Annotated in this window: 14 protein-coding genes; 12 read left to right on the forward strand and 2 right to left on the reverse strand. The window is 49.6% G+C overall.

Annotated elements, in window-relative coordinates; translation table 11 throughout:
* Positions 1 to 56: 56 nt before the first annotated feature.
* Positions 57 to 953, reverse strand: a complete 897-nt coding sequence (locus EH243_RS00555) for a helix-turn-helix domain-containing protein (RefSeq protein ID WP_126156685.1) — start codon at positions 951 to 953, stop codon at positions 57 to 59.
* A gap of 218 nt (positions 954 to 1,171) precedes the next feature.
* Here EH243_RS00555 and EH243_RS00560 point away from each other — a divergent pair, with 218 nt between their 5' ends.
* The 12 genes from EH243_RS00560 to EH243_RS00615 all read left to right on the forward strand — a co-directional run bounded on the left by EH243_RS00560 (position 1,172) and on the right by EH243_RS00615 (position 12,880).
* Positions 1,172 to 2,053 (forward strand): transporter, encoded by an 882-nt coding sequence (locus EH243_RS00560; protein WP_164549010.1) that lies wholly within the window; start codon positions 1,172 to 1,174, stop codon positions 2,051 to 2,053.
* Between the two features lie 17 nt (positions 2,054 to 2,070).
* Positions 2,071 to 4,176 carry a PQQ-dependent dehydrogenase, methanol/ethanol family gene (locus EH243_RS00565; RefSeq protein WP_126156687.1) on the forward strand — a complete coding sequence of 702 codons (2,106 nt, stop codon included), beginning with the start codon at positions 2,071 to 2,073 and terminating at the stop codon, positions 4,174 to 4,176.
* A 178-nt stretch (positions 4,177 to 4,354) separates the two neighbouring features.
* Positions 4,355 to 4,426: a pyrroloquinoline quinone precursor peptide PqqA gene (pqqA, locus tag EH243_RS00570; protein WP_075961633.1), complete on the forward strand. Its 72-nt coding sequence runs from the start codon at positions 4,355 to 4,357 to the stop codon at positions 4,424 to 4,426.
* Between the two features lie 80 nt (positions 4,427 to 4,506).
* On the forward strand, positions 4,507 to 5,442 hold the full coding sequence (pqqB, locus tag EH243_RS00575) for a pyrroloquinoline quinone biosynthesis protein PqqB (RefSeq protein WP_126156688.1): 936 nt from the start codon (positions 4,507 to 4,509) through the stop codon (positions 5,440 to 5,442).
* Between the two features lie 9 nt (positions 5,443 to 5,451).
* Positions 5,452 to 6,222 carry a pyrroloquinoline-quinone synthase PqqC gene (gene pqqC, locus EH243_RS00580; protein WP_126156689.1) on the forward strand — a complete coding sequence of 257 codons (771 nt, stop codon included), beginning with the start codon at positions 5,452 to 5,454 and terminating at the stop codon, positions 6,220 to 6,222.
* Entirely contained in the window at positions 6,219 to 6,500 is a 282-nt protein-coding gene (gene pqqD / locus EH243_RS00585; RefSeq protein WP_126156690.1) for a pyrroloquinoline quinone biosynthesis peptide chaperone PqqD, read from the forward strand. The genes pqqC and pqqD overlap by 4 nt, the downstream gene beginning before the upstream one ends.
* Positions 6,469 to 7,638, forward strand: coding sequence for a pyrroloquinoline quinone biosynthesis protein PqqE (gene pqqE, locus EH243_RS00590; RefSeq protein ID WP_420897524.1), 1,170 nt, complete (start codon positions 6,469 to 6,471; stop codon positions 7,636 to 7,638). The genes pqqD and pqqE overlap by 32 nt, the downstream gene beginning before the upstream one ends.
* A gap of 43 nt (positions 7,639 to 7,681) precedes the next feature.
* On the forward strand, positions 7,682 to 9,814 hold the full coding sequence (locus EH243_RS00595) for a S9 family peptidase (protein WP_164549011.1): 2,133 nt from the start codon (positions 7,682 to 7,684) through the stop codon (positions 9,812 to 9,814).
* A 109-nt stretch (positions 9,815 to 9,923) separates the two neighbouring features.
* On the forward strand, positions 9,924 to 10,502 hold the full coding sequence (locus EH243_RS00600) for a PhnA domain-containing protein (RefSeq protein ID WP_126156692.1): 579 nt from the start codon (positions 9,924 to 9,926) through the stop codon (positions 10,500 to 10,502).
* A gap of 511 nt (positions 10,503 to 11,013) precedes the next feature.
* Entirely contained in the window at positions 11,014 to 11,511 is a 498-nt protein-coding gene (locus EH243_RS00605) for a YqiA/YcfP family alpha/beta fold hydrolase (RefSeq protein ID WP_206441461.1), read from the forward strand.
* A 119-nt stretch (positions 11,512 to 11,630) separates the two neighbouring features.
* A complete protein-coding gene (locus EH243_RS18825) occupies positions 11,631 to 11,912 on the forward strand; it encodes a cysteine-rich CWC family protein (RefSeq protein ID WP_420897527.1) in 282 nt (93 codons plus the stop codon).
* Positions 11,913 to 12,028: 116 nt separating this feature from the next.
* Positions 12,029 to 12,880 (forward strand): transglutaminase family protein, encoded by an 852-nt coding sequence (locus EH243_RS00615; protein ID WP_126156695.1) that lies wholly within the window; start codon positions 12,029 to 12,031, stop codon positions 12,878 to 12,880.
* Positions 12,881 to 13,029: 149 nt separating this feature from the next.
* Here the strand turns inward: EH243_RS00615 and EH243_RS00620 are convergent, their stop codons facing one another.
* Positions 13,030 to 14,079 carry an HlyD family secretion protein gene (locus tag EH243_RS00620; protein ID WP_126156696.1) on the reverse strand — a complete coding sequence of 350 codons (1,050 nt, stop codon included), beginning with the start codon at positions 14,077 to 14,079 and terminating at the stop codon, positions 13,030 to 13,032.
* Between the last annotated feature and the right edge of the window lie 5 nt (positions 14,080 to 14,084).

The following is a 14,084-nucleotide window of genomic DNA, read 5'->3' on the forward strand; positions in this document are numbered from 1 at the left end:
TTATGGCATGAGTGACACTTGGCAGAGCATCAGTTGAAGCAGCGATATGGGCGGGTTTAAGCGCGGATCTGTGTCGCGGTCATGTTGAACTCCCGCCGTAACTGCTTATTCATATGGCTCTGATCACTAAAGCCTGTCTGTTGGGCGATTTGTGCTGGCGTTAGCTGACTGCTGATAAGTAACTGTCGGGCGGTATAGGTGCGTCGCAGTATGACAAACTGATGCGGTGTATAGCCGCTGCTGAGTTTAAACGCTCGACAGAAATGGTAGCTGCTCATATGCAGTTGGCTAGCCAACTGGTCGAGGGTGATTTTTTGGCTGAGATGCTCGTCTATAAAGCGAATCAGTCGCTGTAAGCCTTGGGGGCTAATCTTGCCGCTGTGTGCTTGACGTTGAATGGCTTTATTGGAATAACTATTCAAAAGGTGCACGATAGCAGCGTTAGCAAGGCTTTCCATATACAGATTGCCACTAGCAAACTTATCCTGCATTTCACGGAACATCAGTTCTGAAAGGCTTTGTAGGACGGGACTTTGGGCATCAAAGAGTGATTGTAGTTCTAGAGTGTCTGGGTCGAGGTCAAAGCTCTCCTGTATCACCTTATTGACCGCGGTGTAGGGGAACAGTATGTGCAAGGTGCCCGAATCAGATTCCGGGATAAGCCACTGATTATCTTGAAACGCGGGAAGGAGTGCCACCGCTTGGGGCTGCCAGATGCCGTTATAGTGTTGTCCACCACAGTGATAGTGCACCGTTGAACTTGGTGGATTGTAGTTATAAATCATCACATGGTGATCCATGCTGGGAAGATTCAGGTCGACATAGGGTAAGCGAGCATAGTTTTCCAGACGGATATTGGTGAAGCTGTGATCGCCACTGGTTTCACTAACTTCAAATGGAATGGTGCTGAGTCGTTGCTCAGGAGTGATCAGACGAGATTTTGTATCAGGCATAGAAATATTTTCTCTTTTTTTTATTAGATAGTAATGCTTGATAGATGCATCATAAAAACTATTGCGACATAAAACAAGATTAGAGTTTTGTTAGGATATTAATTAAATTGCGTTTGGCTTGTTACTTTCTGTTACATATTGTCATCAATGTTATCAAGTTTTTACCTGCCTCCATTGGTATCTTCTGCCCGTAGTCATACTGTAGTAGAGGAATAAATGTGAAAAAAAATAACTATAAAGCTTTGTCAGTGTCCGCTTTGCTGTGCGGAAGTTTGTTGTCGGGCCAGGCTTTTGCCATCGCTGAAACGGTCCAGCCTCGGGATTATATTCCCGCGCCGAAAGGCGTTAACTTGTCGGTCACTTATCTGCAAAGTGTCTCTGGTGATGATTTCAATGTCGACGGCGACACGGTGTCTAATGATGCTGATCTGCAGGTCAATGCTGTCATCCAGCGTTTTATTCATTACACCGAACTGTTTGGCATGCCTGCCGATCCGCAAATTATCATTCCGGTGGTTGATCAGGATGTGGGTATTCAGGGCGAACAAAGTTCGGGTATCGGGGATATTTTTATCGGTTCAACCTTCTGGCCCGTTGCCAATAATGATAATAAAGAATGGTTTGGCATCACTCCTTTTGTTTATCTGCCTACAGGTGAATATGAGAGTAATAAAGCTGTCAATGTGGGCGCCAATCGTTGGTCTTTTGTATTACAAGCGGGCTATACCAAAGGGTTGACCGATAATGGCTTGTATATGGATCTTGTCGGTGAGGTTGAAATCTACGGCGACAATGATGATTTGGCGGCGGGGGATACGCTTAGCCGTGACAATATGTATCGGATGAGTGCGATGCTATCTCAAGATGTGACTCAAGGTGGTTATGTCTGGGGGCGGTACAGCAAGCAAGTGGGGGGCGAGGTCGAGGTCGATGGCGTAGATCAAGTGGCATCCGATGTTGACACTGATAACTTAACGCTGGGTTATACCCAATGGATTGGTAAGCGTTTTCAGTTGCAGGGTGAATACAGTAAAGACCTGAGTGTTGACAATGGAATTGAGACCGATGGCGTGACTATTCGGGTTGCGATTCCGTTTTAAGCTAAGAGGTGTAAATGATGCAATTTAATAAACAACTGATGCCGTTGCTGCTGGGCATAGCTCTGGTATTGCCTGGACTGACTCAGTTACAGGCTGCGGCGGCAGTGGATGCGAATCGATTAATCAATGCTGATCAAGAGCCGGGCAACTGGCTCGCCCATGGTCGTGACTATACCGAGCAACGGTTTAGCCCGTTGACACAGATTAATAAACAAACCGTGGCGGATCTAGGGCTAAGTTGGTCCTATGGTTTTGATTCAACCCGTGGACTTGAAGCGACCCCATTAGTGATCGATGGCATGTTATATGTTACCGGTAGTTGGAATGTTGTGTATGCCTTTGATGCGGTGACCGGTGAACTTAAATGGCAGTTTGATCCCCAGGTGGATCGGGGTGTGGTTGGTCCGAAGCTCTGTTGTGATGCGGTTAACCGAGGAGTTGCTGCTTGGCAGGGTAAACTCTATACCGGCACTTTGGATGGTCGTTTGATTGCGCTGGATGCTGAAACGGGTAAACAACTTTGGTCATCTCAGACTACGGATAACGATCAGGCTTACTCTATTACCGGCGCACCGCGTATTGTTAAAGGTAAAGTGATGATCGGTAACGGCGGCGCTGAATTTGGCGTGCGCGGGTATTTTTCCGCCTATGATGCCGACAGCGGCAAGATGTTATGGCGTTTTTATACCGTACCCGATGACCCAGCAAAAGAGACCAACCCAACGCTGATCGAAGCGAGTAAAACCTGGTCCGGCGAATGGTGGACGCTCGGCGGTGGCGGTACTGCATGGGATTCGATGGCCTATGATCCTGATCTGGACTTGCTCTATGTCGGTATCGGTAACGGCTCCCCTTGGAACCGCGAGATTCGTAGCAATGGCGAGGGGGATAATCTGTTTCTGTCATCCATTGTAGCGGTGCGGCCGGATACCGGCGAGTATGTTTGGCATTACCAAACGACCCCTGGTGAGGAGTGGGATTACACCGCGACTCAGCATATGATTTTGGCCGATCTTGAGGTCAAGGGTAAGCTACGGAAAGTGTTGATGCAGGCACCTAAAAACGGTTTATTCTATGTGCTGGATAGGGCGACAGGCGAGTTTATTTCGGCTGAAAACTATGTTGCCGTGAACTGGACCGATGGTGTTGATCCCACTACAGGTCGACCGAATATCAAGCCCGAAGCCCGTTATAGCACCGCTGGTAAACCGTTTTTGGCCCAGCCATCACCCTTCGGTGGACATAACTGGCAGCCCATGAGTTTTAACCCAGATACTGGACTTGTGTACTTGCCGACTCGGGAGATGGCGTTCCCTTATATTCCCGATGATAACTATGAGGTTAAATCACTGACTGTCAATTTAGGAGTGAGCCTATTGGCGGCCACTATGCCGGAAGACCCAGCGGTGCGTAAAGCGATCAAGGCGGCGACTAAAGGTCGTTTGGTGGCTTGGGACCCTGTAGCTCAGAAAGAAGCTTGGGGTATCGATATGCCTGTGCCGTGGAATGGCGGCACCTTGAGTACTGCCGGTGGTTTGGTGTTCCAAGGCAATGGTCAGGGTAATCTGGTGGCCTATGATGCCGCGAATGGTAAACCATTGTGGTCTTATCATGGTCAGACCGGCATGGTGGCTCCGCCGATTAGTTACCGTGTAAATGGTGAGCAGTATGTCGCCATTATGGCGGGCTGGGGTGGGGCTGTACCACTGGTGGTCGGGCCATTGGTGAGTGAGGCGCTAACCACCAATACTAACCGTTTACTGGTGTTCAAGCTTGGGGGTAAGGCAACGTTGCCTGAACTCAAGGTTACCGCTAAAGCGTTGAATCCACCGTCAGCTAACGCCTCGGCAGAAACGGTTGCTGAGGGTAAAGCGATCTATCACACCTACTGTAGTTCCTGTCATGGTGACGGCGCGGTGAGTGGCGGCGTGTTACCGGATCTACGCTACGCCAGTCAACATACCTTTGATTACTGGGAAGCGATCGTGGTTAATGGTTTGAAACAAGGCAACGGTATGGCGGCATTTGGCAGTGTCATCAGTGTGGATCAGGCTGACGCGGTGAAAGCCTATGTTATCAAGCGAGCCCACGATGAGCTGACAGCTCAACAAGCAACACAGTAACGGTGTTGATCGAGTCCTCCGTGAGGGGTTGCCGCTATGGGCGTCATCTCTCTGGTTTTGAGGTGGCTCTAGTGGCCATCTCTTTTTTAACCCTAAGATTCAGTTTTATCGAGGCTAAATAGTACTTTTGCTCCGTTTTGCAAGACTGGAACAACTAATAACAAAAGAGGTAATACCTATGTGGACTAAACCAGCTTATATAGATCTGCGTATCGGATTCGAAGTCACCATGTACTTCGCAAACCGCTAAGCACTATACCAAGCTCCACCTACGGGTGGAGTTTTTTGGTTATTCTCCGAATACACTGACAATACGACAAGATAATAATAATGAAAATACAAATTCTTGGCTCAGCCGCCGGCGGTGGTTTTCCGCAGTGGAACTGTAATTGCCGCAACTGTGCAGGTTATCGTGCCGGCACATTGAATGCTAAATCCCGTACCCAGTCTTCCATTGCGATCAGCGCTAATGGAGAAGACTGGATACTGTTTAATACCTCACCGGATATTCGTCAGCAACTGGCTGATTTTGCGCCGATGCAACCCAATCGCCAGATTCGTGATACCGGTATCGCTGCGATTGTCTATATGGATAGTCAGATCGACCATACCACCGGTTTGTTGATGTTACGCGAAGGCTGTCCCCATGAAGTTTGGTGTACCGATATGGTCTATCAAGACCTCACTACCGGTTTCCCTGTGTTTAAGATGTTAGAGCACTGGAATGGTGGGATTACCCGTAACCTGATTTCGGTTGAAGCTGGCGAGAATAGTTTTGTTATTCCTCAGGTGCCCGAATTTAAACTGACCGCCGTGCCCCTGCTCAGCAGTGCGCCACCTTATTCGCCACACCGCAATGATCCGCATCCGGGGGACAATATCGGCATTCTGATTGAAGATACCCGCAGCGGTAAAACGCTATTTTATGCGCCGGGTCTCGGTCAGATCGAACCGCACCTGAGGCCAATTATGCAAGCTGCTGATTGTTTGCTGGTGGATGGTACCATCTGGCGCGATGATGAGATGATCACATCGGGAGTTGGCGATAAACTAGGCGTGACTATGGGGCACCTAGCGCAGATGCCCAATGAAACTACTGGTGAGGCTGGCATGTTGGCGTTTCTAGATACCCTAGAGAAACCGCGCAAAGTATTAATTCACATTAATAATACTAATCCGATTTTAGATGAAGACTCTCCTGAACGGGCCGAAGTGGTGGCCCGTGGGATCGAAGTCTCCTATGACGGCATGAGTATTGAGCTTTAAGGGGGCGTTATGAATGCACCACTGAAACAGACCTTACCGGCGCTGAGCCGGGATGAATTTGAACAGGCGCTGCGAGCTAAAGGGGCGTTTTACCATACCGAACACCCTTACCATGTGGCGATGTATAACGGCGACTGTAGTAAAGAGCAGATACAGGGCTGGGTGGCCAACCGTTTCTATTATCAAATTTCAATACCGTTGAAAGATGCCGCCATTATGGCCAACTGCCCGGACCGTGATGTACGCCGTCATTGGGTGCAGCGGGTGTTGGATCACGATGGTTATGATGGCGCCGTGGGTGGCATCGAAGCCTGGTTACGGTTGGGCGAAGCCGTGGGTTTGCGCCGTGAAGAGATTCTGTCGCAAGAACATGTATTACCCGGTGTACGTTTTGCCGTCGATGCCTATGTTAATTTTGCTCGCCGTGCGACTTGGCAAGAAGCCGCTAGTTCGTCACTGACCGAACTATTTGCCCCGACTATTCACCAGAATCGCTTGGATACTTGGCCGACTCACTATCCTTGGGTTAAAGAAGAGGGCTATCAGTACTTCCGTGGCCGTTTGACGGAAGCCCGCCGCGATGTGGCTCATGGGTTGGATATTACCCTGGATCACTACACCACCCGTGAACAGCAGGAACGGATGTTGAATATTTTGCAGTTTAAATTGGATGTGCTCTGGAGCATGTTAGATGCTATGACCATGGCCTATGAACTCAAGCGTCCACCGTATCACACAGTGACCGAAGAGAAGATCTATCACAAAGGTCTATTCGCATGAGCGGCGCAGAGATCACCCCGGATCAGACTCCGGTATTGAATCGGATGTTTCGTTTTCAATGGGAGAAAGCACAGGATAGTTATGTGCTGCTCTATCCTGAAGGAATGGTTAAACTCAATGGTCCCGCTGGTGAAGTCTTAGCCTTAGTGAATGGTCAGCGTACTGCAGCGGATATAATCCAGACACTGCAGGCAAAGTTCCCCGATGCCGATGGGATCGAGCGGGATATTCTGGATTTCTTAGGAGATGCCCGTGAGCAACGCTGGATCAGCCTGTAACGGACAGCCATCACTGAATGCGGTGCCGACCCATGGTCAGCCGCTGTGGTTGCTCGCCGAACTCACTTATAAGTGCCCACTGCAGTGCCCTTACTGCGCTAACCCAACCAATTTCGCCAGTAAAACCGATGAGCTAACCACCGCTGAGTGGGTCGATGTGTTTACCCAAGCCCGCGAACTGGGCGCGGCACAGTTGGGCTTTTCCGGTGGCGAACCGCTGGTACGGCAAGACTTAGTTGAGCTGATCAGCGAAGCGCGACAATTGGGTTATTACACCAACCTGATTACCTCTGGAGTGGGCTTAAATGAGCATAAAATAGCGGATTTTCGCACTGCTGGCTTGGATCATATTCAGGTCAGTTTTCAGGCCGCCGACCCCGAAGTAAACAATCTGCTCGCGGGATCAAAAAAAGCCTTTGCGCAAAAACTAAAGATGGCCCGAGAAGTGAAAGCCCAGGGTTATCCGATGGTGCTCAACTTTGTTACCCATCGGCATAATATCGATCAGATCGACCGTATTATCGAGCTTTGTGTCGAACTCGAAGCCGACTATGTCGAGTTGGCTACCTGTCAGTATTATGGCTGGGCCTATGAAAACCGTAATAACCTGTTGCCTACGCGGGCGCAGTTAGAGCGGGCCGAGCGCATCACTAACGAATACCGCGATCGCCTTGCGGCAGCAGGTAATCCGATCAAGATTATCTTTGTGACGCCGGATTATTACGAAGAGCGCCCCAAAGGCTGTATGAATGGCTGGGGGCAGGTATTTCTAACGGTCACGCCGGATGGTACGGCTCTACCTTGCCATAGTGCGCGAATGTTGCCAGTCGAGTTTCCTAATGTGAAGGAACAAAGCATCGAGCAGATCTGGAACCGCTCAAATGGCTTTAACCACTTCCGTGGTTATGAGTGGATGAAAGAGCCTTGTGTCTCCTGTGATGAGAAAGAGAAGGACTTTGGCGGCTGCCGCTGTCAGGCTTTTATGCTCACCGGCGATGCCAATAATGCCGATCCCGTTTGCAGTAAATCCCCCCATCATGGTCTGATTTTGCAGGCACGCGAAGCCGCGGAGCTGCCCGTGCATGACGAGCCCATCTACCGTAATGAGCGCAACTCCAGAGTGTTCTGCAAGGGCTGATATGTTAGCCTGAGCGACTGCACAGACTAAACGGTAGCTAACGATGACCCAATATGGTTTTTTTGCATCCTCCCTGTCCGCTGCTGAGGCGGTGGCCGGGGGGCTCGAATATGGTCAACTCTATGTCGGTGATCAGGGCGTTTTCTGGGTTGAATACCAACCGGAAAAAGGCCGTAACTTGCTTTACCGGCGTGATTGGAACGGGGCTGTTAGCTGCTTAACCCAAGCCGATTTTAGCGTCCGCAGCGGTGTCTATGAATATGGTGGTAAAAGCTGGTGCCCGGTGGACCACCGCTTGGCGTTTGTGAATGCCACCGACCAACAGATCTGGCTACAGCAGGGTGGTCAAACGCCTTTGCAGCTTACCCAAACCTCGGGTTGTCGTTATGGCGATCTAATCTATGATCAACCCCGTCAACGACTGCTAGCGGTGCAGGAACAACCCAGTGATGATCATACTCAACCGCTACATCGCTTAGTGGCGGTGGATATTGATAGTGGTGCGGTCACCGTGATGGTCAGCGGCGATGATTTCTATGCTGCACCGGTGCTGAGCCCCGACGGTCAACAGCTGGCTTGGATTAGTTGGAACCACCCACACATGCCTTGGGTCAGTACTCAACTTAATTTTGCCCAACTTAGGCCACCAAACACGCCGTGGGCTGATGTCGACAAGCGAGAACAAGGGACAGGCACTGTTGGCGCAAGCGAGCTGGGTCATAGCGGTCATAGTGGTCATCATAAGATTAACCCCGCCAGTGGTTTAACCGGGCATCGCATCGTCGCTGGCCAGACGACTCAAGAATCCCTGCAGCAACCACGCTTCTTAAGTGATAACAGCTTAGTCGCGATCAGTGATGTTTCTGGCTGGTGGAATTTATACCGTTATCTATTTGAAGATGTAAATGATAAACCACAAAACCACTCCGTAGAGACTTCAGCACCCACACTCACTCCACCTAAAATATCAGCCTCGAACAACCGGTTAACAGGATGGGCAGATGGCGTTCGAGTCGAGCCGCTGTGGTCTCGAACAAATGACTTTGGCTTGCCGCAGTGGCAGTTGGGTGTCTCGACCTGGGATCAATTGGATGACGATCATTGGATCGCCTGTTATATGGAGCAAGGGGAGGGGTGTTTGGCGATGGTATCAGCGCTCGGCGAAGAACGTCGGCTCACTGATCAGTTCAGTCTGTTTCGCCACCTATGTTGTTATCAAGGGCGGGTCTACTGCATAGCCGCCGCGCAAGATCGAGCGATGGCGATTATCGAATTAGCCCCGAGTGAAGGCAGGCACCCATCTGATGGCCCGCTTAATGATAGCGTTTCGCCGGCTGATATCGTTAATTATCACGGCACCCAGATGCGAATTTTGGCGGGGGGCGAGAAACCGGCGGGTAATATTACTTTGCCACAATCGGTGAGTTATCCGGTGGCAGATGAAACCGCTTATGGTTTTGCTTATTTGCCTCGCTTTGCCCCTGATCTGAGTCACAGGCCCCCTTTGATTGTGTTTACCCATGGTGGGCCCACTGCAGCTACCTATCCATTATATAACCCCAAAATTCAGTTCTGGACGAGCCGGGGCTTTGCAGTCATAGACCTTAATTACCGAGGCAGTACCGGTTATGGCCGGGACTATCGTTTACGCTTGGCTGGAGACTGGGGGCAGACCGATTGGCAAGATGCCGCAGCAGCGGTTGATTATCTTGCCAATGAGGGACTTATCGACCCAGTGAATGTGTTTATTCGTGGTGGCAGCGCTGGGGGGTATACCACCCTCTGCGCCTTAGCTTTTAGTGACCGTTTTAAAGGTGGTGCGAGTTATTACGGTGTCAGTGATCCGGCGTCACTCACCCGAGATACCCATAAATTTGAAAGTCATTATTTAGATTGGTTGATAGGTGATCCTCAACAGGATGCGGCGCTTTATCTGGAGCGTAGTCCGCTGGCTCATGCCGATCAAATTAACTGCCCCATGATTTTCTTTCAGGGAGGGCAGGACAAAGTTGTGGTACCTCAGCAAACGGATGTGATGGTGAATGCATTAAAGCAGCGTAACATTCCCGTTGATTATCATCTTTATCCAAATGAGCAACACGGTTTTCGACAAGCCGAGAATCAAATTCACAGCCTTGAGGCCGAACTTCAGTTCTATCGTCAACTTCTGTCTTGATTGTCCTGAATCTGAAGCAATCTTCTGGTACAATCCGCGACTTTAAAATTCCGCCTTGAATCCTGCGGCTCTGGGATGAAGGTATGTGACTAACTTTACAGGAGTGAACATGAGTACTGAACAAGCCCTTCGGGATCGTAGCGAATCAAAATGTGAATTGTGCGGCGCGACCGATAATCTGAGTGTTTATGAAGTACCGCCGAACTCGCTAGGCGGCGTTGATGACTCTGTTCTGCTATGTAGTACTTGTAAAGGTCAGATCGAAAATCCGGAAACCACCGATGCTAACCACTGGCGTTGTCTGAATGACAGCATGTGGAGCCAGGTGCCCGCCGTACAAGTACTGGCTTGGCGCATGCTGAACCGCCTACGTAGTGAAGGCTGGCCGCAGGACTTACTGGATATGCTCTATCTGGATGATGAAACTGCACTTTGGGCAAAAGCCACCGGCGATCATCTTGATGACTCTGAAAAAGTCATTCACCGCGACAGCAACGGTACCGTCTTGGCCGCCGGCGACAACGTGGTCTTGATCAAAGATCTAGACGTAAAAGGCGCTGGTTTCACCGCAAAACGCGGTACAGCGGTACGCGGTATCTCATTGGTGCAAGAAAACGAAGAGCATATCGAAGGCCGCGTGAACGGCACTCGTATCGTTATTCTGACGAAATTCGTTAAGAAATCATAATGTAGATCTGAATGCTAAAAACGCGCCTGCTTGGCGCGTTTTTTTATTGTCAGTTTAAGGGGCTGGATGTGCTTGCGATGTGTTCTTCAAGCAGATGAGTATAGCTCTGAACTTTAACATCATGGTGGTCTAAGCATTCCTGCACAGATCGGATATCCCTGCTAACCTCAACCTTCCGTCTAGTTCAGAATGAACAAATTTGCGCCGATGTTAACCCGATTCTAGAAGCGTATTAAAGAGAACAAGTTGACCCGTTAATCGACGTTTTTAACGTCGCGGTAAATGTTTTCGAGAGATGCACAGGCCAACAGTTCTAAGGTTACAGATCCATTGTCATAACGGTCACTCAGTAACGTTCGCTGTTTGGCCCTGATGGGCTTATCCATGATGGTCAGGTTGCACCGGTTTATCATTCCGCTATCCTGTTATGATCATCGTATTGGCTGAGTTACCTAGCTACCGATACATATCATTATCCGCGCCACTGCTATCGAGAAAGGAGTCAATGTCTATGAAGGTTTATTTTTCACATGGAAAAGAGAGTGGGCCTTGGGGGAGTAAAATCAAACGGTTGGCGGATATCGCTCAGCAGAAAGGTTGCACCGTCGATAGCATCGATTATTCCGATATCTTAGACCCTGATCTGAGAGTAGAACGCTTACTGGCTGTACTGAGTGATGCGGACGAAGCCTTTGTGTTGGTCGGTTCCAGTATGGGTGGCTATGTGTCATTAGTTGCCGCCGAACAGGTGAATGCTAAAGGTATTTTCTTATTGGCCCCCGCACTCTATATCGAGGGTTATGAGCAGCAAAGTTATCATCCCCGTGGGCTTGTAGAGGTTGTGCATGGTTGGTCGGATGATGTTATTCCCGTCGATCACTCGATTCGCTTTGCCAAAGCAGCCGATTGCGCTTTGCATCTTATTTCTGGCGATCATCGGCTTAATAGCTCGATTGAAGTGGTTGAACAGCTGTTTTCGCAGTTTCTGGTTTCGATTGACCAGCCTTAGACTTGTACGATCATCTGCTCCTGTTCTCAGGTTAAGGCATGGTGTGCGCTGCAACCCTGCAGGCGCTTATCTATGGCGCTAGTGGTGATAGGATTTATCTGAAAGATTAATGGATCATGATGGCGCTTAATGGGTTAAACTCATTGTTTAACGCGACTATTTCTTTGGGGCTGTTTACTTTGTATCAAGAAGATCTGTGTCCACCTGATAAATGCCCGCTGTGTGGCAAAGATAATCATTGTGGGCATCTGAACTCAAGTGATGAGACGCTCTCTTGCTGGTGCTTCGATAGCCAAATACGATTTTCCGATGGTTTATTAAGCCGGGTGTCTGCGTCGCACCTCAATGCCGCCTGTATATGTAAGGCATGCGTCCTGTCAACGAGATTAAGCAAACCCTAATTCAGGCGATGGGCTGCCCAAATGGCTATTGTTTAGGTCTGTCGAGCCTTATATGATTCTATAGGTTGGCAACAACGTTCTCTTGTGTAAGTTTTAACTTTCATTCTAGGGGCATTATGAAACGTTATAAGATCATTCATCGTACCTATTACAACTATACGGACACCGTGACCTTGGGCGCGCATCATCTACTGTTGCGACCTCGAGAAGATCATGAGCTACGTATCGAGTCTTTTTCGCTGCAGATTACGCCCGATGCACAGATCTATTGGCACCGTGATGTGGAAGGCAACTCGGTGGCGATTGCCAACTTTAGTCATCCGACACAACAGTTGACGATCGAAAGCGAAGTAGTGATTCAGCAATACAATGAATCGCCGTTAGATTTTATCGTGGCCGATTATGCGCTTAATTATCCTTTTTCATATCATGAAGGCGATCAGTTTCTGCTGTCACCTTACCGAGTGCTGCCCGATGAAAACACCCGAACCCTGCTAAATAACTGGTTGTTTAGTGTTTGGCGCGGAGGTGAGGCGGTGCAAACCTATACCTTATTGCAGCGGTTGACGGCGACGATTCATAACACCTTGGTGTATAAGGTGAGAGAGGAGCCAGGGGTGCAATCCGCCGAGGAGACCTTATCCCTTGGATCAGGCTCTTGTCGTGATTTCGCCTTACTCTTTATGGAAGCCGTTAAGTGCCTCGGTCTTGCGGCGAGATTTGTCAGTGGCTATCTGCATGCACCGTTGATGTCTAATCAGGTGGGTTCGACCCATGCCTGGGCCGAAGTCTATTTGCCGGGGGGCGGCTGGAAAGGTTTTGATCCAACCATCGGTGATATTGTGGGCACGGATCATATTCCCGTGGCCGTATCGCGTTTGGCTGAAGCGGTGCCGCCCATATCGGGGTCATACGCGGGCACGGCTGAGTCAAAAATGGATGTGGGTGTCTGGGTGAGCGAATGTTAAACCGTTAACCTGACTATCAATAGCGCTGCTCAGTGCTACCTATTCGAACGAGTTGATGGGGCATAATGAATGGCCATTCATATGGCTGCACGCAGATGGACGTGGCAGGGAGAAATCTATCCGCCGAACCACGTTTCACCCATAGCGATTTACATCAGTTGGTGAGTGTCACCCGTTTCAATCGTGGGTATCACGGACATGCCAACGCGCAGCTTACTGGCGTTTTTCTGTGTCATATCGATGCTGATTTTTACCGGTAGGCGCTGCACGATCTTAGTGAAGTTTCCGGTTGCATTGTGCGGGGCAATCGCGGCATAGCTGACACCACTGGCAGGGCCTAGGCTCTCTACCTTGCCGCTTAACTCGACACCGGGGAGCGCATCAACTTCAATTGACACCGGTTGGCCCATCTGTACATTGGCCAGTTGCGTCTCTCGGTAATTAGCGGTGATATACAGGGATTTAGTCGGCACAATCACGATTAATGGCTTGCCTGCATTCACGAAGTCTCCCAATTGCACTATCTTTTTACCAACCACGCCGTCAATAGGCGCATAGACCTTGGTGTAGGATAGTTTTAATTCACGGGCATGTAGATCGGCTTTTGCCAGTAATAGGGCGGCTTTAGCGGTATTCAGCTGGGCCTGTAATACGTGGGTTTGTTGTTGGGCGTAGGCGAGTTCTGCCTGCGTTTTTGATAGGTTAGTTCGCTCCACGGTGAGCTGGGTATTCGCTTGCTGTAGTGCTTGTATGCTCCCCGATCCGTCTTCAGCAAGATTGCTAAAGCGTTTTTGATCCGCTTTAGCCAGTTGTAATCGGGCTTGATTGGCTTTAACCGTTGCTTGGGCTTTTAAAATGGTGCTTTCCTGTTGGGTTAACTGTGCTGCTAAGCTGCCAATATTAGCCTGAGCGCTTTCTACCTGTGCCTTAGCGGCTTCAACGGCGAGGACAAAGTCACGGTTATCGATGGATAAGAGTAAATCGCCCGCCTTAACCGGTTGATTTTCTGTCACTAATATTTGATCGGTTGTCCCCGATATTTGGGCTGCTACCGTACTCATATCGGCCTGAATATAGGCATTATTGGTGGATTGCGATGAGGCGCTGGCCTCGGGTTGGTTAACGTAGTGCATACAACCGGCGAGGATAGCGATAAAGATTATCGCTGAGGTTAGTTTTAGGGGGTTTGTAAAGGTCATAAAGC

This window comes from Amphritea opalescens, from assembly GCF_003957515.1.
GTDB lineage: Bacteria > Pseudomonadota > Gammaproteobacteria > Pseudomonadales > Balneatricaceae > Amphritea > Amphritea opalescens.

Coding starts and splice junctions, on each gene's coding strand:
- EH243_RS00555 (WP_126156685.1), bottom strand. CDS start 953: ATGCCTGATACAAAATCTCGTCTGATCACTCCTGAGCAACGACTCAGC.
- EH243_RS00565 (WP_126156687.1), top strand. CDS start 2,071: ATGCAATTTAATAAACAACTGATGCCGTTGCTGCTGGGCATAGCTCTG.
- pqqB (WP_126156688.1), top strand. CDS start 4,507: ATGAAAATACAAATTCTTGGCTCAGCCGCCGGCGGTGGTTTTCCGCAG.
- pqqC (WP_126156689.1), top strand. CDS start 5,452: ATGAATGCACCACTGAAACAGACCTTACCGGCGCTGAGCCGGGATGAA.
- pqqD (WP_126156690.1), top strand. CDS start 6,219: ATGAGCGGCGCAGAGATCACCCCGGATCAGACTCCGGTATTGAATCGG.
- pqqE (WP_420897524.1), top strand. CDS start 6,469: ATGCCCGTGAGCAACGCTGGATCAGCCTGTAACGGACAGCCATCACTG.
- EH243_RS00595 (WP_164549011.1), top strand. CDS start 7,682: ATGACCCAATATGGTTTTTTTGCATCCTCCCTGTCCGCTGCTGAGGCG.
- EH243_RS00600 (WP_126156692.1), top strand. CDS start 9,924: ATGAGTACTGAACAAGCCCTTCGGGATCGTAGCGAATCAAAATGTGAA.
- EH243_RS00605 (WP_206441461.1), top strand. CDS start 11,014: ATGAAGGTTTATTTTTCACATGGAAAAGAGAGTGGGCCTTGGGGGAGT.
- EH243_RS18825 (WP_420897527.1), top strand. CDS start 11,631: ATGGCGCTTAATGGGTTAAACTCATTGTTTAACGCGACTATTTCTTTG.
- EH243_RS00615 (WP_126156695.1), top strand. CDS start 12,029: ATGAAACGTTATAAGATCATTCATCGTACCTATTACAACTATACGGAC.
- EH243_RS00620 (WP_126156696.1), bottom strand. CDS start 14,079: ATGACCTTTACAAACCCCCTAAAACTAACCTCAGCGATAATCTTTATC.